Genomic DNA, 25,280 nt, shown 5'->3' on the forward strand with positions numbered 1-25,280 from the left:
CGCGGGTTGCCGAGCGGTGGGGGATGAGAGGATTGCCGCTCTGTAGAGACCCTCGAGGCAGCGGGAGGTAACGGCGTGGCACGCGAGTTCCGGACGGTCGGCGTGGTCGGCCTGGGCACCATGGGTGCGGGGATCGTGGAGGTGTTCGCCCGCAACGGCCTGGACGTGATCGCCGCCGAGGTGGACGCGGCCGCCGTCGAGCGCGGGAAGGCGCACCTGGAGACCTCGACGAGGCGGGCGATCGAGCGCGGCAAGCTCACCGAGGAGCAGGCCGCCGAGCTGCTCGGCCGCATCACCACGACCACGTCGCTGGCCGACCTGGCCCCCTGTGACCTCGTCGTCGAGGCGGTACCGGAGTCGCTCGAGCTGAAGGCGTCCGTCTTCGGCGAGGTGGACAAGCACGTCGGCCCGGAGACGATCCTGGCGTCGAACACGTCGTCGCTGTCGGTCACTGAGCTGTCCGTGCGGACCGCGCGCCCGGGCAAGGTCGTCGGAATGCACTTCTTCAACCCGGCGCCGGTGCAGAAGCTCGTCGAGCTGGTGCGCACGGTCGTCACCGAGCCGGACGTGGTGGAGGACCTGCAGGCCTTCGCCGCCACCCTGGACAAGGTGCCGGTGGTGATCGGCGACCGCGCCGGGTTCATCGCGAACGCGTTGCTCTTCGGCTACCTCAACCACGCCGCGCGGATGTACGAGTCGCGCTACGCGAGCCGCGAGGACCTCGACGCCGCCATGCGCTACGGCTGCGGCTACCCGATGGGCCCGCTGGCGCTGCTCGACCTCATCGGTCTCGACACCGCGTACGAGATCCTCGAGACGATGTACGCGCAGTCGCGCAACCTCATGCACGCCCCGGCTCCGGTGTTCAAGCAGATGATCACCGCCGGGCTGCTGGGCCGGAAGAGCGGCCGCGGTTTCTACACCTACGAGAAGCCGCACAGCAGCAAGGTCGTGCCCGACGCCCTGACCCCCGGGTCGCTCGTGCCCGAGGACGTCCCGACCCGCGACGTCCAGCGGGTCGGCGTGGTCGGCACGGGCACGATGGCCAGCGGCATCGTGCAGGTGTTCGCGAAGGCCGGGTTCGACGTGGTGGTCCGCGGCCGCAGTGACTCCAAGGTCGAGGCGTCGATCGGCGGGATCCGCACGGCGCTGGACAAGGCCGTGGTGCGGGGCAAGCTCACCGAGGAGGACCGGGACGCCACGCTCGGCCGGATCACCGGCACCACCTCGCTCGAGGACTTCGCCGACGTCGACCTCGTCGTCGAGGCCATCGCCGAGGAGCTCGAGGTCAAGCGGGCCGTGTTCGGCGCGCTCGACGAGATCTGCAAGCCGGGTGCGATCCTCGCGACCACCACGTCGTCGCTGCCGGTCGTGGAGTGCGCCGCGGCCACCACCCGCCCGGGGGACGTGCTCGGGCTGCACTTCTTCAACCCCGCCCCGATGATGAAGCTGGTCGAGGTCGTCTCCACGATCAACACCGCGCCGGAGGTCGCGGCGACCGCGCTGGCTCTGTGCCAGAAGCTGGAGAAGGTGCCGGTCTCCTGTGGCGACCGCGCCGGCTTCATCGTGAACGCGCTGCTCTTCCCGTACCTCAACGACGCGGTGAAGATGCTCGAGGCGCACTACGCGACGGCCGACGACATCGATGCGGCCATGAAGACCGGGTGCGCCCTGCCGATGGGGCCGTTCGAGCTGCTCGACGTGGTGGGCCTGGACGTGTCGCTCGCCATCGAGCGGTCGCTGTTCGCCGAGTTCCGCCAGTCCGGCTTCGCCCCGGCCCCGCTGCTCGAGCACCTGGTCACGGCGGGCCGGCTCGGCCGCAAGACCGGCCAGGGCTTCCGGGACTACACCGCCCGCTGAACCCCCGGGGCGCCGCTGGCGGGGGCGCCCGGGCGGTGCGGCCGATCTGTGACGCGCTGCGGCGCCGCCCGCGTGGCGGTGCCGCGGCCGTTACCGTCGGGCACATGGCACGCGGACGACGTCCCCGCCCCTCGCAACGGGGGCGGGGCCGCGCCGTGCCTGCACCTCTGTCGTCGGGCATCGTGACCCGCGCCGAGGCGGGGCCCGACGGCGAGTGGGCCGTCCGGCACGTCCCCGGCGGCTCGTCGGTGAAGGACTACCGCTGCCCGGGCTGCGACCAGCTCATCCCGGCGGGCGTCGGGCACGTCGTGACCTGGCCCTCGGGGGAGTGGGGCACCGTGGAGGACCGCCGGCACTGGCACCTGCCGTGCTGGAACGCGCGCGGCCGCCGCGGCCCGGGGATCCGCCGCCGGTGACCCCGGCCGCCGGTGACCCCGGCCGCCGGTGACCCCGGCCGCCGGTGACCCCGGCCGCCGGTGACCCCGGCCGCCGGTGACCCCGGCCGCCGATGACCCGGCCGCCGATGACCCCGGCCGCCGATGACCCGCACCGCGACCCGCGGGGCCCGTGGGAGCTCGCCCGGGGTCGCGGTGCCCGGCACCCCTGCCGGGACGCGGGGTGTGGGGGGTCGGACCGGTGCGCGAGGGTGGGCTCAGGCGCGCGCCGGCGCCGGGCGGGGGCGAGGGCTGCGCCGGGTCTGCTCGCCGGCCTGCTGCGGGACGGCGGTGTCGCCCGACCCCGGTGCGCCGCGCTGGTCGGGGGCGTCCGCCGGGAGGCCGTCCCCGGAGGGAGTGAGGCCGTCCCCGGAGGGAGTGAGGCCGTCCCCGGAGGGAGTGAGGCCGTCCCCGGAGGGAGTGAGGCCGTCCCCGGAGGGAGTGAGGCCGTCCCCGGAGGGAGTGAGGCCGTCCGCGGAAGGGGTGCGTCGGTCGTCGGAGGGAGTGCGGCCGTCCGTGGGAGGAGTGCGGCCGTCCGCGGAGGAGGTACGGCCCTCCCACCCGGTTGCCCGGCCGTCCCCCGAGGTCGGCCCCGAGCCGTCGGAGTGACCGGCGCGGTCGATCTCCTCGGCCAGCGGGCCCAGGGCGGCCAGGTCCGCGACGAGCGAGGCGCGGGCGTGGGCGAGCTGCTCGGCGACCCGTCCGCGCAGCTCGACGAGCTGCGCCACCCGGTGCTCGGCCTCGCGGACGAGGCGTTCGGCCTCCGCACGGGCGTCGGCGACGATCCGCGCGCCCTGCTCGTCGGCGTCCCGGTGGGTCGTGCGCGCGTAGCCGTCGGCGTCGGCTCGGGTGGCGCGGGCGTACTCGTCCGCCTCGGCGCGGAGCCGCGCGACCTCCTCCTCGGCGCTCCGCTGCTCGGCGTGCAGCGCCTCGAGGGTCTCGGTGCGCCGCTGCTCCATCGCGATCCGGAAGTCCTCCTCGACCCGGGCGCGCTCCGTGGCGGCGGCCTCGGCGGCGGCCGCCACGGCGGCGACGGACTCGGCGCGGTGCTTCGCGATCGCCTCGTCGTTGGCGAGCTTGTCCTGCGCCGCCTGGGCCTGCAGGGCCTTCGCCTCGGCGACGATCCGCTCGGCCTGCTCGCGGGCGTCGGTGAGCAGCGCCTCGCGGTGGCGCTCGGCGTCCGTCCGGCGTTGCGCCAACTCCTGGTCGCAGTCTGCCCGCAGGCGGGTCACCTCGGCGTCCGCCCGGGCGCGCGTCTCGGCGACCTCGTCCTCGGCCAGCCGGAGCATCGAGCGCATCCGCTCGCTGAGACCCTGGACGCTGTCCGGCGGCCCGGAGAGCCGCCGCACCTGCTGGCGCATCGCCTCGACCTGGTTGCGGGTCTCGTCGAGCTCGCGCGTCAGCCGGGTCACCTGTGCGACGGCGGCGTCCCGGTCCGCGGCGAGCAGTCGGACGTCGGCGTCGATCCGGTGCAGGTGCCCGTCGACCTGGTCCTGGTCGTAGCCGCGGCGGACGACCCGGAACCCCGCGGTGGGCTGGAAACCGGCGTCGGGCTGGAGGTTCTCCGGTTCACCGACCATGCGTGTCACGGTACCGGGCTACCGCATTCGCGCAGCCCCACGCGTGCACGCGGGTGGGCGGTGTCACCCGTCCGGGCGTGGACGATCCCCGCAACCCGCAGCAGACCGCACACCGCGGTACGACGACGCGTCCTGGGGGCGGCGCGACGAGACCCGACAACCGCGTTCTGGCTCCCCTCTCGCCACCGGGGGTCTCGAGACGGCCCGGGGCCGAGAACGCGCGATGGCTCCATGACGCACCGGGGTGGACGCCCGGGGTGCGTCATGGAGCCATGGTGGCGGCCGGTGTGGCGTCAGACCCCGCGGAAGCGGTTGATCGCCTCGAGGTGCGTGGCGCGCTTCTCCGGGTTCGTCACGCCCAGGCCCTCCTCGGGCGCCAGCGCGAGGACACCGACCTTGCCCTGGTGCAGGTTCTGCTGGACGTCGTACGCCGCCTGGCCGGTGTCGGCGAGCGGGTACACCTTGGACAGCGTCGGGTGGATCAGGCCCTTGTCGATGAGCCGGTTGGCCTCCCACGCCTCGCGGTAGTTCGCGAAGTGCGAGCCGACGATCCGCTTCAGGTTCATCCACAGGTAGCGGTTGTCGTACTCGTGCATGTACCCGGAGGTCGACGCACAGGTCACGATCGTGCCGCCCTTGCGCGCGCAGTAGACCGAGGCGCCGAAGGTCTCCCGGCCCGGGTGCTCGAAGACGATGTCCGGGTCGTCGCCGCCGGTCAGCTCGCGGATCTTCGACCCGAAGCGCTTCCACTCCTTCGGGTCCTGCGTCTGCGGGTCCTTCCAGAACTTGTAGCCCTCGGCGTTGCGGTCGATGACCAGCTCGGCACCCATCGACCGGCAGATCTCCGCCTTCTCCGGCGAGGAGACGACACAGATGGGGATGGCGCCGCCGTTGAGCGCGAACTGCGTGGCGTACGAGCCGAGCCCGCCGCTCGCGCCCCAGATCAGCACGGTGTCGCCCTGCTTCATGTCCGCGCCGTTGCGCGAGACGAGCTGGCGGTACGCGGTGGAGTTGACCAGCCCGGGGCTGGCCGCCTCCTCCCAGGTGAGGTGCTCGGGCTTGGGCATCAGCTGGTTGGACTTGACGAGGGCGAGCTGCGCGAGCCCGCCGAAGTTGGTCTCGAAGCCCCAGATCCGCTGCTGCGGGTCCATCATCGTGTCGCCGTGCCCGTCCGGGCTCTCCAGCTCGACGGACAGGCAGTGCGCCACGACCCGGTCACCGGGCTTCCACGCGTTGACCCCGGGTCCCGTCTTCAGCACGACGCCGGCCAGGTCCGACCCCACGATGTGGTACGGCAGGTCGTGCCGCTTGGCCTGCTCCGACTCGCGCCCGTAGCGCTTGAGGAAGCCGAAGGTGGACACCGGCTCGAAGATCGAGGTCCACACGGTGTTGTAGTTGATCGCGCTGGCCATCACGGCCACGATCGCCTCGCCCGGGCCGAGCTCGGGGGTGGGCACCGTGTCCAGGTGCAGGCTCTTGCGCGGGTCCTTGTCGCGGGTGGCGATGCCGTCGAACATCTCCGTCTCGTCCGCGTGGACCGTCATCGCCTGGTAGTGGTCCGGCACTGGCAGCCCGCCGACGGCGTCGAAACGCTCGGCGAGAATGGCGTCGAGGATCTCCTGCACGGCCTGGCCTCCGGTGGCGTGAGTCGGGTGACTTGCTTGGGATACCGATCAGTTACCGATCAGTATGGTACCCGAGGCATTGTGGTTGCGCGCTCCGCCGATGGTGCCGATCGTGACGCAGCCCCCCGACTGGATCAATGAAGCAGCCCCTCCGGCCGGGCGGGAACCGCCTGATCGGAGGGGCTGCTGTGGTCGGCCGGGTCGGCGTGCGAACCGCACCACGGTGCCGTGGGTGCAGAGCTGTCGCACAGGAGTGCCGTTCGTGCAGCTACGGGATCGGTGCAGAGGTCGGGCGGGGACGGGTCAGTGCCCGCCGGCCGCCGGCTCCACCAGCTCGACGAGCACGCCGCCGGCGTCCTTCGGGTGCACGAAGTTGATGCGCGAGTCCGCGGTACCGCGGCGCGGCTCCGGGTAGAGCAGGCGCAGCCCCTTCGCCGTCAACGCCTCCATCGCGGCCTCGATGTCCGTGACCCGGTAGGCGAGCTGCTGCAGGCCCGGCCCGTTCCGGTCGAGGAACTTCGCGATCGTGGAGTCCGGACGCAGCGGGGCCAGCAGCTGGATCCGGGTGGCGGAGGCGGGGTCGGCGCCGGGGGCCGCGAGCATCGCCTCGCGCACGCCCTGCTCCTCGTTGACCTCCTCGTGCGTGTTCACCAGCCCGAACACGTCGTGGTACCAGGCGACCGCCTCGCCGAGGTCCGCCACCGCGATGCCGACGTGGTCGATCTGGGTCAGCAGGGATCCGAGCGCGCCGTGGGCCGATTGCGTCTGTGCCGTCATGCCCGGGAATGTAATGCGCGGTCGCGGTCGCGGCCCCGTGTGTGGCTGCTCACCCCGTCCGTTCGGCCCGTCTCCCGGCCTGTGACCGGCGGGTATGGTCCGTGTCAATCCCAGGTGCCCAATCCGTGTGCCAACGCAGTTGCTGGAGGTCGTCGTGGCGCAGTCCGTGATCGTTGCTGGTTCCCGTACGCCGGTCGGTCGGCTGCTCGGCTCGCTGAAGGGCTTCTCGGGCGCGCAGCTCGGCGGATTCGCGATCAAGGGCGCGCTGGAGAGGGCCGGCGTCGCCCCCGAGCAGGTCGAGTACGTGATCATGGGTCAGGTGCTCACGGCGGGCGCCGGCCAGATCCCGGCCCGGCAGGCCGCCGTCGCCGCGGGCATCCCGATGGACGTCCCGGCGCTGACCGTCAACAAGGTCTGCCTCTCGGGCATCGACGCGATCGCCCTGGCCGACCAGCTCATCCGGGCAGGCGAGTTCGACATCGTGGTCGCGGGCGGCCAGGAGTCCATGACCCAGGCCCCGCACCTGCTGCCGAAGTCCCGCGAGGGCACGAAGTTCGGCGACGCCACGTTGATCGACAGCATGTCCCACGACGGCCTGTTCTGCGCCTTCGACCAGTGCGCGATGGGTGCGTCGACCGAGAAGTACAACAGCCGCTTCGACGTGACCCGCGAGGACCAGGACGCCTTCGCCGCCCGTTCGCACCAGCGCGCCGCGGAGGCGGCGAAGAACGGCGTGTTCGACGACGAGATCACTCCGGTCGAGATCCCGCAGCGCAAGGGCGACCCGATCGTGTTCGCCCAGGACGAGGGCGTGCGCGGCGACACCACCGGCGAGAGCCTGGCCAAGCTGCGCCCGGCCTTCTCCGCGGACGGGACCATCACCGCCGGCTCGTCGTCGCAGATCTCCGACGGGGCCTGCGCGGTCGTGGTGATGAGCAAGGCCAAGGCCGAGGAGCTGGGCCTGACCTGGCTGGCCGAGATCGGTGCCCACGGCGTGGTCGCCGGGCCGGACGCGAGCCTGCACGAGCAGCCGGCCAACGCGATCACCAAGGCCTGCGCGAAGGAGGGCGTCGACCCCAAGGAGCTGGACCTGGTCGAGATCAACGAGGCCTTCGCCGCGGTCGGTCTGGTCTCCTCGCGCAAGCTGGGCATCGACGAGGAGAAGGTCAACGTCAACGGCGGCGCGATCGCCCTCGGCCACCCGATCGGCATGTCCGGGGCCCGGATCACGCTGCACCTGGCGCTGGAGCTCAAGCGCCGCGGCGGCGGCGTCGGGGTGGCCGCGCTGTGCGGCGGCGGCGGGCAGGGCGACGCGCTGATCCTCCGCGTCCCGGCCTGATCTTGGCTCCGCAGTCCCCTCAGGAGCTGGTCGACCGCGCGCTGGAGGGGCAGCAGCGCGCGGTCGCCCGGCTGATCTCGCTCGTCGAGAGCGGCTCGCCGGACCTGCCCGAGGTCGCCGCGCTGCTCGCCCCGCACACCGGGCGGGCACAGGTCGTCGGGCTGACCGGCTCCCCGGGCGTCGGCAAGTCCACGACGACCTCGGCGCTGGTGGCCGCGTTCCGGGAGCAGGGCAAGCGGGTCGGCGTGCTCGCGGTGGACCCGTCGTCGCCCTTCTCCGGGGGCGCGCTGCTGGGTGACCGGGTCCGGATGGGCGACCACGCTGTCGACGAGGGCGTGTTCATCCGGTCCATGGCCACCCGCGGGCACCTCGGCGGCCTGGCCTGGGCCACGCCGCAGGCCCTGCGGGTGCTCGACGCCGCGGGCTGCGACGTCGTGCTCGTCGAGACCGTCGGGGTGGGACAGTCCGAGGTGGACGTCGTCTCCCTCGCCGACACCACGGTCGTGCTGCTGGCCCCGGGCATGGGCGACGGCGTGCAGGCCGCCAAGGCCGGCATCCTCGAGATCGCGGACGTGTTCGTGGTCAACAAGGCGGACCGCGACGGCGCCGACCAGACCGTCCGCGACCTGCGCTACATGATGTCCCTCGGCGAGCGACGGGACGCGTGGAAGCCTCCGGTGTGCCGGACCGTCGCGGCCCGCGGCGAGGGCGTGGCCGCGGTCGCCCGGGCGATCGACGAGCACCGCGCGTGGCTCGGGTCCTCGGGCGAGGGCCCGCGGCGGCGCCGTCGTCGGGCGGAGAACGAGATCGAGGCGATCGGGCTGGAGAAGGTGCGCGCCCGGCTCGGCGACGTCCGGGGCGGCGCCGCGCTCGAGACCCTGGCCGACAAGGTCGTGGCCGGCACGCTGAGCCCCTACGCGGCGGCGGACGAGCTCCTCGGCTCCCTCTGACGACTGCACCAACGGCACTCTTGTGCGGACCTACTGCACAAAAGTGCCGTTCGTGCGGGCCTACTCGCACGAGAGTGCCGTTCGTGCGGCCGAGTCAGTGGAAGTCGCCCGACGCCGCGCGGATGCGGCCGAGCAGGTCGAACAGCGTGGACCTGCCCTCCGCGTCGAGCCCCACCAGCCCGAAGTCGACGGCGGTGACGGACTTCGTGGCCTGCTCGACCCGCTCCAGCCCCTCGGGCGTGATCTCGACCAGCGTCGCACGCCGGTCCGTCGGGTGCGGGGTGCGGCGCACCAGCCCGTCCGCCTGCAGCCGGTCGACGATGTTGGTGACGCTGGTCGGGTGCAGCTGCAGGCGCTCGCCCATCACCCGCATCGGCAGCCGCTTCGCCCGCGAGAAGCTCAGCAGCACCAGCGCCTCGTAGCGGGCGAACGTGAGGCTGTGCGGCTTGAGCGCGGCGTCGACGGCGGACAGCAGGATCTGCTGCACCCGCATCACGCTCGTGACGGCGGCCATGGTGTCCGAGGGGCCGATCCGCTCGGCCCACAGCTGCGCCGCCCGGCCGATCGGGTCGAAGGGAAGCGGGTCACGCGCGGCCATGGCCACGAACGCTAGCAGGGCCGACATCCGCGACCCGAGATCGTGGGGCAGGCTGGCGGGATGCTCGTAGCGTTCAGCATCGCGCCGTCCGGCAGCTCGACCGACGACGGGAGCGTGGGCGACGCCGTCGCCGAGGCCGTCCGCGTGGTCCGTGAGTCCGGGCTGCCCAACGAGACGACGTCGATGTTCACCACCATCGAGGCCGAGTCCTGGGACGAGGCGATGGCCGTGGTCGGGCGCGCCGTCGAGGCCGTGCAGGCGCGCTCCCCGCGGGTGAGCCTGGTGCTCAAGGCCGACATCCGGCCGGGGTACACCGGCCAGCTCACCGCCAAGGTGGCGCGGATCGAGAAGGCGCTCGGCTCGGATGGCTGACCCGTTCTTCCTGCTGCTGCACGGGGCCTGGCACCGCGGGTCGAGCTGGGCGCCACTGCAGGAGGAGCTGCGGGCCCGCGGCCGCGCGTCCGCCGCCCCGGACCTGCCCGCCGACGAGCCGGGGATCGGCGCTGCGGGCTACGCCGCGGCGGCGCTGGCCGCAGTGCCCGACGAGGGTCCGGTCGTGGTCGTCGGGCACTCCCTCGGCGGGCTCACCGCGCCGCTGGTGGCGGCGGAGCTCGGCCCGCGCGTGCACGCCCTGGTGCTGCTCGCGGCGATGGTCCCCGAGCCCGGGCGGGCACACAACGACCTGCTCCGGGAGGACCGCACCATCATGGTCGAGGGGTTCGGGGCCGGTCAGGAGCGCGGGCCCGGCGGCACGACGAGCTGGCCGCAGGAGGCCGCCGCGGGGTCGTTGTACGCCGGGGTGGCGGAGGAGCTGGGGGAGCCCGGTCCCGTCGCCTCGGCCGTGACCGGGCTCCGCCCGCAGGCGTGGGCGATCGGCACGGAGGTCACACCGCTGACGGCCTGGCCCGCGGCGCGGACGGTCTCGGTCGTCTGCGCCGAGGACCGCGTGGTGAACCCGGCGACCTCGCGCCGGCTCGCGGCCGAACGGGGCTTCGAGGTCCGCGAGCTGCCGGGCGGGCACTTCCCGATGCTCACCCGGCCCGCCCAGCTGGCGGACCTGCTGATCGGGCTCTGAGCCCCCGCCGGCGCACGACGGCCGGTGGGCCCGGGTCGGCGGCCCCGGCCACCGGCCGTGCGGGAGGGCCGTCAGGCGATGTTGAGCGTGAAGAAGAAGACCCCGACCAGGATCGCGACGAAGCCCAGCACCATCGCGATCTTCGCCTGCTTCGCGGTGTCCGGGTTGCGCACCGCGGCGACGCCGAGGCCGATCGCGGTGAGCCCGCCGACCCAGCCGACGATCGAGATCGGGCTCGCGACCAGCGCGACGATGCCGACGATCAGCGCGGCCCTGACCAGCACGGGGCTCTGCTGACGGGCGGTCTTCCTGCGGGCCTCCGCCAGCAGGCGGTCGGCGACGGTGTTCTCCTGGCTCATCAGATCCTCCGGTCAGGGACGGTCCCGACGCGGATCCGTCCGGCCTGCGCGCACGGCGACGTGACATCCGTGCAGTCCGGTCAACGAGCACGCCCGCTCCGTGGTGCTCCGCCGGTCCGGTGATCCCCGCCGCCCGGCCGCGAACGCGGGGTGCGCGCTGTCACCGCATCGGCCCAACGGCGGGGCCTGGTCCGGGCCCGGTCGGACCTCCTACGGTCGGGGGAGATCGAGTTCGGGAGGCGCGATGACGACGGAGACCACCCCTGTGACCGGCGCGGATGCCACCGGCGGTGAGCATCGGGCGCGCCGCCTGTGGCGGGCGCTGGAGCCGTTGCACGCGGTGACGTACTTCGCCCCGGAGGCGCGGGCGGCGGGGGAGTCGCTGGGCCTGCGCGGCTTCTTCCGCGGCTACTTCGGCCAGCGGGCCGCACCGCTCGGGCCGGTGCCGGCGGAGGTCGTGACGGCGCTGTTCTACAACTTCGCCCCCGGCTTCGTCCGCCGCTCGGTGCCCGGGGTCTGGTCGGTGGCCGCGCCCGCGCAGCTGCTCGACGCGCGGCTCGCGGCCGTCGACGCCGCCCTGCGCCGGTCGCTCGGCGAGCTCGTCGGCTCCGCGGAGGTCGCCGAGGCCGCGGAGCTGGCCCGCGAGGCCGCGACCTCGGCGTCGACGGCGGGGCGGGCGCTCGCCGCCGCGAACGCGGCCCTGCCCTGGCCGGCCGCGCCGCACCTGGTCCTGTGGCAGGCCCAGACGATCCTGCGCGAGCAGCGCGGCGACGGCCACGTCGCGGCCCTCGTCGGCGCGGGGATCGACCCGGTGGAGGCCCTGGTGGTGTTCGCGGGTGCACAGGGCCTGCCGGGTGACTGGCTGCGCGAACGACGCGGCTGGACCGTCGAGGAGTGGGAGGCCGCCCGGGCGCGGCTCGCCGGCCGTGGCCTCGTGCAGCCCGGGTCCGGCAGCGGGGAGGTCGCGGACACCGTGCTCACCGCCACCGGGCGGGAGCTGTGCGCCGGGATCGAGGACCGCACGGACGAGCTCGCCGACGAGGCCTGGCGCGCCCTCGGGGACGCGCGCGCCGACCGGCTGGTCGAGCTGGTGGGCCCGCTGGTCGAGCGGATCCTCGCCGCGGGTGACTTCCTGAGGCAGAACCCGATGGGGATGCGCCCGCTGGTGCCCGTCCCCTCCTCCTGACCCGCGGGGCGCCCGGCTGCGCCCCGGGAATCTCGCCCTCGCGGGGGCCGGCTGCGCGCGGGCCCCGGGCGGCGGGCGGGGCGGGAGGCGATCGTGCCAGGATGGAAGGCGTGTCGCGACCCGATCCTCGTCAGGCAGCTCAGACGGCGGCCCTGTCGTCCGCGTTGGCGGGCGCCGTCGACCTCTCCGCGCTGAAGGCCCGCTCCGAGGCCGCGGCCCGCCAGCAGACGGCGGGCCCCCAGGGAGCCCCGGCGGCCTCGCCGGACGGCGCCGGCCGGTACGTCATCGACGTCACCGAACAGGGCTTCCAGCAGGACGTCCTCGAAGCGTCCCTGCAGGTGCCCGTGATCGTCGATCTCTGGGCGACCTGGTGCGAGCCGTGCAAGCAGCTCTCGCCGGTGCTGGAGCGCCTGGCGAACGCGAGCGGCGGTGCCTGGATCCTCGCCAAGGTCGACGTCGACGCCAACCAGCGGATCGCGCAGGCCTTCGGCGTGCAGTCGATCCCGATGGTGGTCGCGGTCGTCGCCGGCCAACCGGTCGACGCCTTCCAGGGCGCCCTGCCCGAGTCGCAGGTCAAGGACTGGATCGCCCGCATCCTCGACGCGCTGCGCGACCGCATGCCCGCGATCGCCGAGGGCGAGCGCCGGGCGGCCGCGGGGGGTGGCGAGCCGGTGGAGGAGCCGGACGACCCGCGCTTCACCGAGGCCGAGGATGCGCTCGAGCGCGGCGACTACGCCGAGGCCGAGGCCGCCTACCAGCGGATCCTCGACCAGGAGCCGGCCAATGAGATGGCGAAGGCCGCGCTGTCCCAGGTCCGCTTCCTCGTCCGGGCCGAGCAGGCCGACCCGTCGGCGATCGGCCGCGCGGACGCCGCCCCCGACGACCTCGACGCGCAGCTCGCCGCCGCGGACGCCGAGATCGCCCAGGACCGCGCCGAGTCGGCCTTCCAGCGCCTGGTCGCCGCGGTCGGCCGCACCTTCGGCGAGGACCGGGAGAAGGTCCGCAGCCACCTCGTCGGGCTGTTCGAGCTGTTCCCGGCGGACGACCCGCGGGTGAGCACCGCCCGCCGCGCCCTCGCCCGCGCGCTCTTCTGAGGACGCGCCCGGGGCGATCGGGGCGGGGCGCCGGACCTGATCCCCGCCGACTACGGTCGGCGTCCGTGTCGACGACCAGTCCGCAGCCCGTCGCCGATCCACCGCGGCCGCCGGCCCGGCGGTGGCCGGCGGCCCGGGTCGGCGCGGTCGTGCTGGCGCTGGCGGCTCTCGCCTCGACCGCGGCCCTGCACCTCACGCACCACAACTGGCTGATCCTGGGCCTGGCGTCGACGGACATGCGGGAGCTGCACGCGGACTTCGACACCTTCTGGCACTCGGCGGTCGCCCTGACCCAGGGCGGCGACATCTACGCGACGCCGGCGAAGCTGCGCAACCTCAACCCGCCGGTGCTCAGCCTGCTGCTCGCCCCGTTCGCCGGGCTCGACGTGGTGGCGGCCTACCGGGTGTTCGCCGCGCTGACCCTGCTGCTGATCGTCGCCGCCGTGGCGCTGGTCTGCCGTGAGCTTCGGCTGTCGCGGTGGTGGACGGCGGGCGCCGTGCTGGCGTTGCTCGTCTCCTCCCCGCTGCACGGCACGCTCTACCTCGGGCAGATCTACGGGCTGCTGCTGGTCGGGCTGGTCGCGGGATGGATCGCCGAGCGTCGCGGGCACCCGCTCCTGGCCGCCGCGCTCTACGGCGTCACGGTCGCGCTCAAGCCCTCGCTCGCCCCGGTCCTGCTGCTCCCGGCCGCCCAGCAGCGCTGGCGGCCCTTCTGGGCCGGGATCGGCGGCGCGGTCGTCGCCACCGCGGTCGGGGCACTGGCCGCCGGGCCGTCGAGCGCGGTGGAGTGGCTGCGGATCGGCTTCGGTGAGCCCGTACCCGACGTGCTGGACAACGCCGCGTTGCCCGGTGAGGCCGTGCGGCTCGGCCTGCCGTCGGCCGTCGGGACGGTGCTCGGCGCCGTCCTGCTGATCGGCACCCTCGGGTGGCTCGCCCACCGCACCCGGGCCGGCACGGTGGACCCCGGCGGCACCGCACCCTGGGCCGTGCTCGCGGCGGGCCTGCTGATGTCGCCGATCTCCTGGCACAACTACCTGCTGCTGGTGTGGCCGGGCGTGCTGGCGGTGGTCGCGATGTCGGCAGCGGGCAGCGTCCGCCGCGCCTGGGTGGGCGCCCTGCTGGCGCTATCCGCGATCCCGGTCTCCTGGGGCGACCTCTGGACTCCGGAGGACCCCTGGACCCCGCTCGGCCGCAGCCTCTACTGCGCGATCCTCGCGGCCTACTGGATCACCCTGCTCCGTGCCGCGGACCACGCTCCGGAGCCGGAACGCTCGGAGGCGCGATCCGTGGTCTAGCCATAACGCCGCGGAGGGCGCTACGTGCCAGCACTATGGAACCATGACGCTACAAAAAGCGCCGTCAGCAAGCGTCATGGTTCCATAGTGTGAAGAAGGGCTGGACGGGCCGGAGGACTCAGACGTTCCGGGAGTCGTCGTCGGCCGGGCCGATCTCGGGTGCCGGCGTCACGCCCCGGGCCAGGTCCGGGGTGTGGGCCGCGCCCGCGGGGGGCGGCTCGACAGCGGGCTCGGTCGCCGCGGACTGCACCGGGCGGCGCGGGTGCACCGGGCCGCCGGTCTCCTCCGGCACCAGCCAGAGCACGCCCGCCGGGGGCAGCCGCAGCACGGCCGACGCCGGCCGTCCGTGCCAGGCCGCGCGCTCGGCCTCGACCACGCCGAGGTTGCCCACGCCGGAGCCGCCGTAGTTGTCGGCGTCCGTGTTGACCAGCTCGCGCCAGTTGCCCGCGAAGGGCAACCCCACGCGGTAGTTCTCCTTGGGCTGGCCGGAGAAGTTCGCGATGCAGGCCAGGACCGCGGGCCGGCCGTCGTGGTCGGTGCCCTGCCGCAGGAAGCTCAGGACGTTGCCCGAGGCGTCGTTGGCGTCGATCCACGAGAAGCCCTCGGGCGAGTGGTCGGCCGTCCACAGCGCCGGGTGCTCCCGGTAGGTGCGGTTGAGGTCGCCGACCAGCGACTTGATGCCGCCGTGCAGCCGGTCGGCCAGCAGGTCCCAGTCGAGTGAGCGCTCCTCGGACCACTCGCGCACCTGGCCGAACTCCTGGCCCATGAACAGCAGCTGCTTGCCCGGGTGCGCCCACATGAACGCGAGCAGCGCGCGCACGTTGGCGGCCTTGTTCCAGTCGTCGCCCGGCATCCGGGTCCACAGCGAACCCTTGCCGTGCACGACCTCGTCGTGACTGATCGGCAGGACGTAGTTCTCGCTGAACGCGTACATCAGCGAGAAGGTCATCTGGTTGTGGTGGTAGCTGCGGTGGATGGGGTCACGCCCGGTGTAGTCGAGCGTGTCGTGCATCCAGCCCATGTTCCACTTGAACCCGAAGCCGAGCCCGCCCATGTAGGTGGGCCGCGTGACGCCCGGCCAGGCGGTGGACTCCTCGGCGATCGTGACCACGCCCGGGTGCTCCCGGTACACGGTCGCGTTCATCTCCTGCAGGAAGGAGACGGCGTCGAGGTTCTCCCGGCCGCCGTAGGCGTTGGGCAGCCACTGTCCGTCCGCCCGGGAGTAGTCGAGGTAGAGCATCGAGGCGACGGCGTCGACCCGCAGCCCGTCGATGTGGAACTCCTCGAGCCAGTACAGCGCGTTGGCGACCAAGAAGTTCCGCACCTCGCGGCGGCCGAAGTCGAACACCAGCGTGCCCCAGTCCGGCTGCTCGCCGCGGCGCGGGTCGGCGTGCTCGTAGAGCGGGGAGCCGTCGAAGCGGGCCAGCGCCCACTCGTCCCGCGGGAAGTGCGCCGGCACCCAGTCGACGATCACGCCGTAGCCGTGGCGGTGCAACGTGTCGACGAAGTAGCGGAAGTCGTCCGGGGTGCCGAAGCGGGAGGTCGGCGCGTAGTAGCCGGAGACCTGGTAGCCCCACGAGCCGCCGAACGGGTGCTCGGCCACCGGCAGCAGCTCGACGTGCGTGAAGCCCGTCTCGCCCAGGTACTCGACGAGCTGGTCGGCGATCTCGCGGTACCCGTTGCCCTGCCGCCACGAGCCGAGGTGCAGCTCGTAGACGCTCATCGGCTCGGCGTGGGGCTGCCGGACGGTGCGCGCGGCCATCCACTCCTCGTCGCCCCACTCGTGCTGGTGGGCGGTGACGACGGACGCGGTCGCGGGCGGGGTCTCGGTGGCGAAGGCGAGCGGGTCGGCCTTGTCGCGCCACACCCCGTCCTGGCCGAGGATCCGGTACTTGTAGCGGGTCCCGACCCCGACGTCGGGCACGAAGATCTCCCAGACGCCGGCGCCGCCGAGCGAGCGCATCGGGTGGGCCCAGCCGGCCCAGCCGTCGAAGTCGCCGGTCACGCGCACGCCCTGGGCGTTGGGCGCCCAGACGGCGAAGCTGGTGCCGGTGACCTGGCCGGCGGAGGTGTCGTAGGCGCGCACGTGCGCACCGAGCACCTCCCACAGGCGCTCGTGGCGGCCCTCGCCGATCAGGTGGAGGTCGACCTCGCCCAGGGTCGGGAGCCAGCGGTACGGGTCGTCCGTGACGTCGAGGCGGTCGCCGTAGCGGACGCGGACCTTGTAGTCCCCGGCCGGCCCGTCGACGACGCCGGAGAACAGGCCGGCGTCGTGCACCTTGACGAGCGGGTGCGCGTCGTCCGGGTCGCCGTCGCGCAGCACCCACACCTCGTCGGCGTGCGGGCGCAGGACGCGGACGACGGTGCCGCTGCCGGCCGTCGGGTGCGCGCCCAGCACCCCGTGGGGGTTGTGGTGGGCACCACCCAGGAGCCGGTCGGTCGTCGCCTGGTCCGGGGGGCAGGGGTCGATCGTGCGGGTGTCCTCGTGAGCCACCCGGAAACCCTATTGCGGACGCGCGGAACGCGCCCACTGTGGTCCGCCGAACGGGTTGTGGCCCAGGCCGAACCTCGCCGGGCCGTCCTACAGCGAGATGCGCGGATCGGACTCCGGGTCGGTGCTGGCGACGCCCTTGTCCTGCGCCTCCTCGAGCAGCCGCGCGATCGAGGTGAGCGGGATGCCGGCCCAGGTCGGGCGGGAGCGGGTCTCGTAGACGACCTCGTACACCGCCTTGTCCAGCTCGTAGGCGCGCAGCACCGCGGCCTCGGCCCGGGGGTCCCGCCCGGCGCGGAACGCGTAGCCGTCGCAGAACGCGGAGCGGTTGCGCACCGCCCACTCGTCCGCACGCCGGAAGAGCTGCTGCCTCTCGTGCTCGTCGGTGTCGGCCAACAGGACCTGGTGGTAGACGGCGTAGTCGAAGGACCGCAGCATGCCGGCCACGTCGCGCAGCGGCGAGTCCGGCTGCCTGCGCTCGCTCAGCGGGGCCGCGGGCTCGCCCTCGAAGTCGATCAGCAGCCAGCCGCGCGGGGTGCGCAGGGTCTGGCCCAGGTGCAGGTCGCCGTGCACCCGCTGGGTCGGGATCTCGCCGGAGAGCGCGTCGTACACCGCGCGGATGCCGTCGATGTGCTCACCGAGCGCGGGCACCTGGGCCGCGGCCTCGGTCAGCCGGGCGGTCAGCGCCGACCGCAGCTCGTCCGCGTCACGGGTGGCCGTGCCCAGGGCCTCGGCCAGTTCCCGGTGGACCACGGCGACCGTCTCGCCCAGCCGCCGCGCCTCGCCGGCGAAGTCGCCGCCCACCTCGTCGGCGTACAGGTCGCCCTCGGCGAACAGGTCCCGGACGCTGGTGAGCGCCATGGCCCAGCCCTCGGCCGAGTTCGACGCGAAGTCCTGCAACATTCCCAGCGTCGCCGGCTCCGTGGTGCCGTCGAGCGGGAGGGTGCCCTCGACCGCGCCCTGCAGCGACGCCACCTCGTGGCTGCCGACGGACCGCAGCGCGCGGTGCAGCTCCAGGTCCGGGTTCACCCCCGGCGAGACCCGGCGGAACAGCTTGAAGATGCTCCGCTCACCGTAGGCGACCGAGGTGTTCGACTGCTCGACCCCGAGGATCCGGCCGGCGACCCGGGAGGGGATCTCGGCGCCGGGTTCGGGCACGAACCGCACCTCGCCGTACGTGCGGCCCTCGCGGATGGCGTCGAGCAGGAAGGCGGTGGCCTCGTGGTCCCACATCGCGTCGTAGGCGATCCGGTCGCCGACCGCGCCGATCGTCGCGTACTCCAGGTCCGGCGCCGGCCGGCCCCGACGCCCCACGAGCAGCTGGTAGTGCTCCGGGGCGCTGCCGTCGGCGAAGGTCACCCGCAGCAGGCACAGGTCGAGGAGCAGGTCCCCCTCGTCGATCAGCGCGGTGCCGCCGGCCACCGAGACGGACTCGACCGGGCGGCCCTTCGCCGGGAACCAGCGCTGCCGCGCCAGGTAGTCGGGCAGGTGGGCCGGGAGCTCGTCGGCGAGCGCCGTCATGCGGTGTCCTCCGCGGGCTGGATCGCGAACCAGTAGAACCCGTGTCCGGGCAGGGTGAGCAGGAACGGCAGCTGACCGATCCGCGGGAACGGCACCCCGCCGGTGAGCTCACACGGCACGTGACCTTCCCAGGCGGAGAGGTCCAGCTCGACGGGCTGCGGGAAGCGGCTCATGTTGTGGACGCACAGCACGGTGTCCTCCCCGTGGGTCCGCGTGTACGCCAGCACCGACGGGTTCGACCCGCCGAGCTCGTGGAAGTCGCCGAGGCCGAAGGCGTGGTGGCGCTTGCGGACCTCGATCATGTGCCGGGTCCAGTGCAGCAGCGAGGTCGACGAGTTCGACTGCGCCTCGACGTTCACCGCCTGGTAGCCGTACACCGGATCCATGATCACGGGCAGGTACAGCCGGCCGGGGTCGCACATGGAGAAGCCGGCGTTGCGGTCCGGGGTCCACTGCATCGGGCTGCGGACGGCGTCGCGGTCGCCCAGCCAGATGTTGTCCCCCATGCCGATCTCGTCGCCGTAGTACAGGACCGGCGAGCCGGGCAGCGACAGCAGCAGCGCGGTGAACAGCTCGAGCTGGTTGCGGTCGTTCTCCAGCAGGGGGGCGAGCCGGCGGCGGATGCCGATGTTCGCCTTCATCCGCGGGTCCTTGGCGTACTCCGCGTACATGTAGTCGCGCTCTTCGTCGCTGACCATCTCGAGCGTGAGCTCGTCGTGGTTGCGCAGGAAGATGCCCCACTGCGCGCCCGAGGGGATCGCCGGGGTCTGGGCCAGGATCTCCGAGATCGGGAAGCGGTTCTCCCGGCGTACCGCCATGAAGATGCGTGGCATCAGCGGGAAGTGGAAGGCCATGTGGCACTCGTCGCCGCCGACCCCCGGGTCGCCGAAGTACTCCACGACGTCCGACGGCCACTGGTTGGCCTCGGCGAGCATGACCCGGCCCGGGTACTCGTCGTCCATCACCTTGCGGCAGCGCCGGAGGAAGGCGTGCGTCTCGGTGAGGTTCTCGCAGTTGGTGCCGTCCCGTTCGTAGAGGTAGGGCACCGCGTCGAGCCGGAAGCCGTCGATCCCGAGGTCCAGCCAGAACCGCAGGACGTCGATCATCGCCTCCTGCACGGCCGGGTTGTCGTAGTTCAGGTCCGGCTGGTGGGAGAAGAAGCGGTGCCAGTAGAACTGGCCGCGGACCGGGTCGTAGGTCCAGTTCGAGGACTCGGTGTCGACGAAGATGATCCGCGCCTCGGGGTAGCGGGTGTCGTCGTCCGACCACACGAAGAAGTCGCCGTACGGGCCCTCGGGGTCCCGCCGCGAGGCCTCGAACCAGGGGTGCTGGTCCGACGTGTGGTTCATGACGAGGTCGGTGATCACCCGGATCCCGCGCTGGTGCGCCTCGTCGAGCAGCACCACGAAGTCGTCGACCGTGCCGAACTCCGGCAGCACCGCGCGGAAGTCGCGGATGTCGTAGCCGCCGTCGCGCAGCGGGGAGTCGTAGAAGGGCGGGAGCCAGAGGCAGTCCACCCCGAGCCACTGCAGGTAGTCCAGCTTCTCGGTGAGCCCGCGCAGGTCGCCGAAGCCGTCCCGGTTCGAGTCGTTGAACGCGCGGACGAGCACCTCGTAGAAGACCGCCGTCTTGAACCACTCGGGGTCCACCTCGAGGGCGCGCGCGTGCCCGTACTCGTCGGCGCCCGGCTCGTTGACGACGAGCTCGCCGCTGCCCGTCTCGACCGTCTCACTCATCGGTTGCCGACTCTATCCGGGCCGGCCCGGTTTCTCAGGGTGGAGCGGGTACGGCCGTCGGGTTGCGCGCGGGGGAGGCGAGGCCCTCCGGCCCTACCCGCTGCCGAGTCTTCGGCACGAGCGTCGGCGGACGTCCACGACGAGAGGGGTGTGATCTCGGTGTTCCTCGATCTGGCGGTCCGGGACTTCCTCGACCGGGCCGAGCTGGTCTACCCCGACCGCGTCGGGGTCGTCGACGAGCCTCGACAGCCCGCCCCGTCCTGGGGATCGGTGACCTACCGGGACATGGCCCGCCTCGCCCGGGCCCAGGCCGCCGGGCTCGACGCGCTCGGTGTCCCGGCCGGGGGTCGGGTCGCGATAGTCTCGCAGAACGCCGCGCGGATGCTGGTGTCCTTCTTCGGGGTGTCCGGCTGGGGACGGGTGCTGGTCCCGATCAACTTCCGGCTCACCCCCGGCGAGGTGGACTACATCCTGCGGGACAGCGGTACGGAGGTCCTGCTCCTCGATCCCGAACTCGAGCACCTCGGCGAGGCCACCGTGGCGAAACACGTCCTGGTGCTGGGTCGGGACGACGGCGCGGTCTTCGACGAGGCCCGTGAGCCCGTCGACCGCCCGACCGTCGAGTCGGCGACCGCCACCCTCAACTACACGTCGGGCACGACCGCGCGTCCGAAGGGCGTACAGCTCACCCACCGGAACCTCTGGATCAACGCCGTCGTCTTCGGGCTGCACCTCGCACTGACCGACGACGACGTCCTGCTCCACACGCTGCCGATGTTCCACGCCAACGGATGGGGGCTGCCGTACGCGCTGACCGGCGTGGGCGGCCGGCACGTCGTGCTCCGCAAGGTCGACGGCGGGGAGATCCTCCGGCGGATCGACCGGCACGGCGTGACGGTGCTCTGCGGCGCGCCCGCGGTCGTCTCGGCGGTGCTGGACGCGGCCGCTCACCGGGACGGCCCGGTCCCGGGGTGGGGCCGGGTCCGTGCCGTGGTGGCCGGGGCGCCGCCGCCGACCCGTCTCATCGAGCGGATGCACGAGGAGCTGGGCTGGGAGTTCATCCAGATCTACGGGCTCACCGAGACCTCCCCGCTCCTGACCGTGAACCGGATGCGTGAGGAGTGGCGCGGCCTCGACGGACCCGCTCGCGCCCGGAGACTGCGGCGGGCAGGGGCGCCGGCGCTGGGTGTCCGGCTCCGCATCGACGACGACGGCGAGGTGCTCGCGCGGACCAACCACAACCTGGAGGCCTACTGGGGCAAGCCGGCGGAGACGGCGCACGCCCAGGCGGGCGGCTGGTTCCACACCGGCGACGGCGGCACCCTGACCGACGGTTATCTCACGCTCTCGGACCGCAAGAAGGACGTGATCATCAGCGGCGGCGAGAACGTCTCGTCCATCGAGGTCGAGGACGTACTCACCGCACATCCCGCCGTGCGCGAGGCGGCGGTCATCGGCGTCCCCGACGAGACGTGGGGCGAGCTGGTGACCGCGATCGTGGTGCTCGAGGGCGGGGCGTGCTCCGCCGACGATCTCGTGGCGCACTGTCGGGAGCGGCTGGCGGGCTTCAAGTGCCCCAAGCGCGTGGAGTTCACCGACGCGCTCCCCAGGACGGCGACCGGGAAGGTGCAGAAGTACGTCCTGCGCGAACCGTTCTGGCGAGGCCGGGAGGATCGGATCAGCTGAGGGAGGCGGTCCTCGGCCCTGATGGTCGTCGGGGTGGCCGGTCACGCCGTGCCGGACCGGCGAGGCGGGTCACCGGGCCGGCCGCACGGCCGCGAGGAGCTCGCCGGCCCGGGCGTCGACCTCCCGCAGCAGGCCGTCCTGCGCGAGAGCGGTGTCCGCCCGGTACCGGTCCGCGTGCGCGACCCGGTCGGCGACCAGCTCGAGCAGGCGGGCGGCCAGGTCGGGGTCGCCGACCTCGAGTCCCCAGTCCCGGTGGCCGATGTCGTCGAGGAAGAACCACATCTTGTCGTGGGACACCAGGCTCACCACCGGCACGCCGAGACCGAACGGGATCATGGTCGCGTGCCCGCGCATCCCGACGACGGCCGCGGCGCCCCGGTACGTCCGGTAGGCGTCGTCGACGGAGCCGGCGTACAGCCGCTCCACCTCGAGGTGCAGTCCGTGGGCGCGTTCCAGGTCGTGGACGAACCGCTCGTCGACGGGCAGGTGCGCCGCGTAGGCGACCTCCCAGCCACGCCGGCGCATCTGACCCGCCGCGTCCGCCATCTGGTCGAGGAACGCCGGGTAGCCGCTCCCGAACCGGCGCTCGGCCCGGTCGAACGCCATGTTGAGGAGTACCCGAGGCACCTCGGCGGGTGGGGCCGCGGGCAGGTCGACGAGCCGGCACAGCACCGTCGTGGGGCAGGGTGAGAGCCGGACCCGGTCCCGGAGCCGCTCCGGCAGCAGGTCCCGCACGCGCTCCACCGAGCCGGTGTTGCGGAACCCGAGCACCTCCGACCGCTCGGCCAGGGCGACGATGTGGTCCCGGAAGCGCGGGTGGTCGATCCGCTGCCCCCGGAAGAGGTTGAAGCCGACGGCGTGGAGGGCGATCGGCACCGTGATGCGGCGCAGGGCCTCGACGGTCGCGTTCCACTGCCAGCCGCTGCTGCCGTTGGGGGCGGTGTCCGGGAGGATCAACCCGCCCCCGCCGACCACCAGCCCCGAGGTCGCGTTGATGCGCTCGACGACCTCGTCGTCGACGACGTGGTGGGCGTGCACGGGGGACCACTCCAGCGGTCCGGCGGACCTCTCGAACGCGGCGCGCACGGCGAGCGGCAGCGCGATGTCGCCGAAGTTGCCCTGGCCGGTGACGAAGAAGGCCACGTGCGCCAGCACCGGATGCCGCGGGTCGGTGGGCGACCGGTACTCGGCGGGCGCGGTCACGGCCCGGTGCAGGCGTGCGGTCGCCTCGGCGTCGGCCGGGTGCAGGGCGAGGACCTCGCGGGCGAACGCGGCCGAGGTGGCGTAGTCGCGCTCCACCCAGGCGAGGTCGCAGCTGGTGGTCAGCGCGGGCGGCGCGGCATCCGACGCCGCCCCGGATCCTTCGGACGGAGGAGCCGGGATCGGATGCGAGACGCCGGTCAGCGCCGTGCGGACCACGGCCCGGCCGCGTCGGGTGAGCCGCACCGCGAGCGGGCGGACACCGGGCACGCGCGGAACCTCCTTGGACGGGGAGCCGGGGTGGGCGGGCGGCCCGAGGGCTGCCCCGAGGACGGGTCGGCCGGCATCAGCCCCGGTGCACCCGCAGGATGTGGGCGACGTTCTCCAGCGGCTGCAGGCGCACGTAGTTGCGCTCCTGCCAGCGGAAGATGTCCCCGGTGATCTCGTCGGTCACGGTGAACGAGTCGTTCCAGCCCAGGCCCAGCTCCGGCATGTCCAGCCGGACCATGCCCTCGCGCATCTCGTGCGAGTCGAGTGTGACGACCACGATCACCGTGTCGCCGCTCGCCGGGTCCGTCTTCGAGTAGACGAGCAACTCGGGGTTGTCCACCTCGTGGAAGTGGATCTCGCGCAGCTGCTGCAGCGCCGGGTGGGCGCGGCGGATCTCGTTCAGCCGGCCGAGGAAGGGCTCGAGCGAGCGCCCCTCGTTCAGCGCGGCCTGGAAGTCCCGCGGGCGCAGCTCGTACTTCTCCGAGTCGAGGTACTCCTCGCTGCCCGGCTTGACCGGGGTGCCCTCGAACAGCTCGAAGCCCGAGTACACGCCCCAGGTCGGCGACAGGGTCGCGGCCAGCACGGCGCGGATCGCGAACATCGCCGGGCCGCCGGTCTGCAGCGACTCGTGGAGGATGTCGGGGGTGTTGACGAAGAGGTTCGGCCGGCACTCGTCCGAACGCTCGGCGTGCATGAGTGCGAACTCGGTCAGCTCCTCCTTCTCCGTGCGCCAGGTGAAGTAGGTGTAGCTCTGGGTGAAACCCAGCCGTGCGAGACCGAACAGCCGGGCCGGGCGGGTGAACGCCTCGGCCAGGAACAGCACGTCGGGGTAGCGCGCCTTGACCTGCCAGATCAGCCAGTGCCAGAAGTTCGGCGGCTTGGTGTGCGGGTTGTCCACCCGGAAGATCCGGACCCCGTGCTCGACCCAGTGCAGGACGACCCGCAGCGCCTCGGCGTAGAGCCCGGCGGGGTCGTTGTCGAAGTTGATCGGGTAGATGTCCTGGTACTTCTTCGGCGGGTTCTCGGCGTAGGCGATCGACCCGTCCGGGCGCACGGTGAACCACTCCGGGTGGGCCTCGACCCAGGGGTGGTCCGGGGCGCACTGCAGCGCGAAGTCGAGCGCGACCTCCATGCCGAGGTCCTTGGCGCGGGCGACGAAGGAGTCGAAGTCGTCGATCGTGCCGAGCTCGGGGTCGATCGCGTCGTGCCCGCCGTCGGCGCTGCCGATCGCCCAGGGCGAGCCGACGTCGCCGGGCTCGGCGTGCACGGAGTTGTTGCGGCCCTTGCGGTGCACCGTGCCGACGGGATGGATCGGCGGGAGGTACACGACGTCGAAGCCCATGCCGGCGATCCGGTCGAGCTCCTTGGCCGCGGTGACGAACGAGCCGTGCACCGCGCGACCGGTCTCGTCCCGCCCACCGGTGGAGCGGGGGAAGAACTCATACCAGGAGCCGAACAGGGCCCGCTCGCGGTCGACGTAGACCTGCTGGGTGCGGCCGCGGGTGATCAGCTCGCGGACCGGGCGCTCGGTCATGATCGCGTGCACGGCGGGGAACAGGGCCGGGGCGACCCGGGCGTGCAGCGGCAGCGCGGTGTCGCGCAGCGCGTTGGCGGCGCCGAAGAGCAGGTCGCGGTGGGCGCGCTCGCTGGGCCTCCGGCCCACGCGCTGCAGCAGCCGGGCGCCGGACTCCAGGTCGTTGGCCAGCTCGTCCGCGCTCTGGTCGGCCTTCAGCTTGACCTCGACCGCGTGCCGCCAGGTGGCCCACGGGTCGCTCCAGGCGTCCACCCGGAAGGTCCACAGTCCCGGCTCGTCGGGCACCACGGTGGCGACGAACCGGTCCGTGCCCACCCCGTCCGGCAGCATCCGGACGTGCTCGGCCTGCGCGGTGGAGCCGAGTCGCTTCCACACCACGTTGGCGGCCACGGCGTCGTGCCCCTCGCGCCACACCGTGGCGCGGACGGGGATCACCTCGCCGACCACGGCCTTGCTGGGGTGACGGCCGTCGCCCACCGCGGGACTGACGTCATCGATCCCGAGCCGACCGGTCATCGACGCCCACCCCCGCATTCGTAGATCGGATTCGCACGCCTTCGACCTGCATCACGTGCGTCACAACCGTACCTACCCCGTCCACCGCTGCGTGTAACGGGACAGGGCGTGGCGGCACAGGTTCACACGCTCTTCACCGAGCCGTCCCGGCCGC

The 25,280-nt window shown here is 73.2% G+C and carries 20 protein-coding genes; 10 read left to right on the forward strand and 10 right to left on the reverse strand.

Translation table 11 applies throughout. The annotated features are described in order from the left end of the window. The first annotated feature begins 75 nt into the window (after positions 1 to 75). Entirely contained in the window at positions 76 to 1,860 is a 1,785-nt protein-coding gene (locus ACL02T_RS00350; protein WP_412828575.1) for a 3-hydroxyacyl-CoA dehydrogenase family protein, read from the forward strand. Positions 1,861 to 2,042: 182 nt separating this feature from the next. Continuing rightward, complete coding sequence (locus tag ACL02T_RS00355; protein WP_412828576.1) at positions 2,043 to 2,276, forward strand: Rv1322 family protein; 234 nt, start codon at positions 2,043 to 2,045, stop codon at positions 2,274 to 2,276. Positions 2,277 to 2,512: 236 nt separating this feature from the next. On the opposite strand, the gene ACL02T_RS00360 is transcribed toward ACL02T_RS00355, so the two are convergent. The 3 genes from ACL02T_RS00360 to mce all read right to left on the reverse strand — a co-directional run bounded on the left by ACL02T_RS00360 (position 2,513) and on the right by mce (position 6,276). Beyond that, positions 2,513 to 3,874 carry a coiled-coil domain-containing protein gene (locus ACL02T_RS00360; RefSeq protein WP_412828577.1) on the reverse strand — a complete coding sequence of 454 codons (1,362 nt, stop codon included), beginning with the start codon at positions 3,872 to 3,874 and terminating at the stop codon, positions 2,513 to 2,515. Positions 3,875 to 4,167: 293 nt separating this feature from the next. Then, positions 4,168 to 5,499, reverse strand: a complete 1,332-nt coding sequence (gene ccrA, locus ACL02T_RS00365; protein ID WP_412828578.1) for a crotonyl-CoA carboxylase/reductase — start codon at positions 5,497 to 5,499, stop codon at positions 4,168 to 4,170. Positions 5,500 to 5,802: 303 nt separating this feature from the next. After that, positions 5,803 to 6,276: a methylmalonyl-CoA epimerase gene (mce, locus tag ACL02T_RS00370; RefSeq protein ID WP_412828579.1), complete on the reverse strand. Its 474-nt coding sequence runs from the start codon at positions 6,274 to 6,276 to the stop codon at positions 5,803 to 5,805. Between the two features lie 154 nt (positions 6,277 to 6,430). On the opposite strand from mce, the gene ACL02T_RS00375 reads away from it, so the two are divergent. Both ACL02T_RS00375 and meaB read left to right on the forward strand, forming a co-directional pair. Next, a complete protein-coding gene (locus ACL02T_RS00375) occupies positions 6,431 to 7,615 on the forward strand; it encodes an acetyl-CoA C-acetyltransferase (protein ID WP_412829303.1) in 1,185 nt (394 codons plus the stop codon). A 2-nt stretch (positions 7,616 to 7,617) separates the two neighbouring features. Next, positions 7,618 to 8,565, forward strand: coding sequence for a methylmalonyl Co-A mutase-associated GTPase MeaB (meaB, locus tag ACL02T_RS00380; protein WP_412828580.1), 948 nt, complete (start codon positions 7,618 to 7,620; stop codon positions 8,563 to 8,565). Between the two features lie 94 nt (positions 8,566 to 8,659). Here meaB and ACL02T_RS00385 read toward each other — a convergent pair whose 3' ends face one another. Next, positions 8,660 to 9,163 carry a MarR family winged helix-turn-helix transcriptional regulator gene (locus tag ACL02T_RS00385; RefSeq protein WP_412828581.1) on the reverse strand — a complete coding sequence of 168 codons (504 nt, stop codon included), beginning with the start codon at positions 9,161 to 9,163 and terminating at the stop codon, positions 8,660 to 8,662. 60 nt (positions 9,164 to 9,223) lie between these two features. Between ACL02T_RS00385 and ACL02T_RS00390 the strand changes: the two genes are divergently transcribed. Both ACL02T_RS00390 and ACL02T_RS00395 read left to right on the forward strand, forming a co-directional pair. Then, positions 9,224 to 9,535 carry a thiamine-binding protein gene (locus ACL02T_RS00390; RefSeq protein WP_412828582.1) on the forward strand — a complete coding sequence of 104 codons (312 nt, stop codon included), beginning with the start codon at positions 9,224 to 9,226 and terminating at the stop codon, positions 9,533 to 9,535. Beyond that, a complete protein-coding gene (locus tag ACL02T_RS00395; RefSeq protein WP_412828583.1) occupies positions 9,528 to 10,238 on the forward strand; it encodes an alpha/beta fold hydrolase in 711 nt (236 codons plus the stop codon). The genes ACL02T_RS00390 and ACL02T_RS00395 overlap by 8 nt, the downstream gene beginning before the upstream one ends. A 71-nt stretch (positions 10,239 to 10,309) precedes the next feature. Here the strand turns inward: ACL02T_RS00395 and ACL02T_RS00400 are convergent, their stop codons facing one another. Further along, a complete protein-coding gene (locus tag ACL02T_RS00400; RefSeq protein WP_412828584.1) occupies positions 10,310 to 10,597 on the reverse strand; it encodes a hypothetical protein in 288 nt (95 codons plus the stop codon). Between the two features lie 244 nt (positions 10,598 to 10,841). On the opposite strand from ACL02T_RS00400, the gene ACL02T_RS00405 reads away from it, so the two are divergent. The 3 genes from ACL02T_RS00405 (at position 10,842) to ACL02T_RS00415 (ending at position 14,172) form a co-directional block, all read left to right on the forward strand. Further along, positions 10,842 to 11,783 carry an SCO6745 family protein gene (locus ACL02T_RS00405; protein ID WP_412828585.1) on the forward strand — a complete coding sequence of 314 codons (942 nt, stop codon included), beginning with the start codon at positions 10,842 to 10,844 and terminating at the stop codon, positions 11,781 to 11,783. A 101-nt stretch (positions 11,784 to 11,884) separates the two neighbouring features. Then, positions 11,885 to 12,877, forward strand: a complete 993-nt coding sequence (locus ACL02T_RS00410) for a tetratricopeptide repeat protein (RefSeq protein WP_412828586.1) — start codon at positions 11,885 to 11,887, stop codon at positions 12,875 to 12,877. 65 nt (positions 12,878 to 12,942) lie between these two features. Then, entirely contained in the window at positions 12,943 to 14,172 is a 1,230-nt protein-coding gene (locus ACL02T_RS00415) for a glycosyltransferase family 87 protein (protein ID WP_412828587.1), read from the forward strand. Between the two features lie 118 nt (positions 14,173 to 14,290). Here ACL02T_RS00415 and glgB read toward each other — a convergent pair whose 3' ends face one another. From glgB to treS, 3 genes are all read right to left on the reverse strand, one after another. Next, entirely contained in the window at positions 14,291 to 16,666 is a 2,376-nt protein-coding gene (gene glgB, locus ACL02T_RS00420; protein ID WP_412828588.1) for a 1,4-alpha-glucan branching protein GlgB, read from the reverse strand. An 87-nt stretch (positions 16,667 to 16,753) separates the two neighbouring features. After that, the gene (locus ACL02T_RS00425) at positions 16,754 to 18,184 is read right to left on the reverse strand and encodes a maltokinase N-terminal cap-like domain-containing protein (RefSeq protein WP_412828589.1); all 1,431 of its coding nucleotides are present in this window, start codon (positions 18,182 to 18,184) and stop codon (positions 16,754 to 16,756) included. Beyond that, complete coding sequence (gene treS, locus ACL02T_RS00430) at positions 18,181 to 19,920, reverse strand: maltose alpha-D-glucosyltransferase (RefSeq protein ID WP_412828590.1); 1,740 nt, start codon at positions 19,918 to 19,920, stop codon at positions 18,181 to 18,183. Before treS ends, ACL02T_RS00425 begins: the two co-directional genes overlap by 4 nt. A 159-nt stretch (positions 19,921 to 20,079) precedes the next feature. Between treS and ACL02T_RS00435 the strand changes: the two genes are divergently transcribed. After that, complete coding sequence (locus ACL02T_RS00435) at positions 20,080 to 21,606, forward strand: class I adenylate-forming enzyme family protein (RefSeq protein WP_412829304.1); 1,527 nt, start codon at positions 20,080 to 20,082, stop codon at positions 21,604 to 21,606. 69 nt (positions 21,607 to 21,675) lie between these two features. Here ACL02T_RS00435 and ACL02T_RS00440 read toward each other — a convergent pair whose 3' ends face one another. Further along, complete coding sequence (locus tag ACL02T_RS00440) at positions 21,676 to 23,076, reverse strand: polysaccharide pyruvyl transferase family protein (protein ID WP_412828591.1); 1,401 nt, start codon at positions 23,074 to 23,076, stop codon at positions 21,676 to 21,678. Positions 23,077 to 23,152: 76 nt separating this feature from the next. Next, positions 23,153 to 25,126 carry an alpha-1,4-glucan--maltose-1-phosphate maltosyltransferase gene (locus ACL02T_RS00445; protein WP_412828592.1) on the reverse strand — a complete coding sequence of 658 codons (1,974 nt, stop codon included), beginning with the start codon at positions 25,124 to 25,126 and terminating at the stop codon, positions 23,153 to 23,155. Positions 25,127 to 25,280: the final 154 nt, after the last annotated feature.

This window comes from Pseudonocardia oceanicola, assembly GCF_047200735.1.
Classification (GTDB): Bacteria; Actinomycetota; Actinomycetes; order Mycobacteriales; family Pseudonocardiaceae; genus Pseudonocardia.

Coding starts and splice junctions, on each gene's coding strand:
- ACL02T_RS00360 (WP_412828577.1), bottom strand. CDS start 3,874: ATGGTCGGTGAACCGGAGAACCTCCAGCCCGACGCCGGTTTCCAGCCC.
- mce (WP_412828579.1), bottom strand. CDS start 6,276: ATGACGGCACAGACGCAATCGGCCCACGGCGCGCTCGGATCCCTGCTG.
- ACL02T_RS00385 (WP_412828581.1), bottom strand. CDS start 9,163: ATGGCCGCGCGTGACCCGCTTCCCTTCGACCCGATCGGCCGGGCGGCG.
- ACL02T_RS00390 (WP_412828582.1), top strand. CDS start 9,224: ATGCTCGTAGCGTTCAGCATCGCGCCGTCCGGCAGCTCGACCGACGAC.
- ACL02T_RS00395 (WP_412828583.1), top strand. CDS start 9,528: ATGGCTGACCCGTTCTTCCTGCTGCTGCACGGGGCCTGGCACCGCGGG.
- ACL02T_RS00400 (WP_412828584.1), bottom strand. CDS start 10,597: ATGAGCCAGGAGAACACCGTCGCCGACCGCCTGCTGGCGGAGGCCCGC.
- ACL02T_RS00405 (WP_412828585.1), top strand. CDS start 10,842: ATGACGACGGAGACCACCCCTGTGACCGGCGCGGATGCCACCGGCGGT.
- ACL02T_RS00410 (WP_412828586.1), top strand. CDS start 11,885: ATGGAAGGCGTGTCGCGACCCGATCCTCGTCAGGCAGCTCAGACGGCG.
- ACL02T_RS00425 (WP_412828589.1), bottom strand. CDS start 18,184: ATGACGGCGCTCGCCGACGAGCTCCCGGCCCACCTGCCCGACTACCTG.
- treS (WP_412828590.1), bottom strand. CDS start 19,920: ATGAGTGAGACGGTCGAGACGGGCAGCGGCGAGCTCGTCGTCAACGAG.
- ACL02T_RS00445 (WP_412828592.1), bottom strand. CDS start 25,126: ATGACCGGTCGGCTCGGGATCGATGACGTCAGTCCCGCGGTGGGCGAC.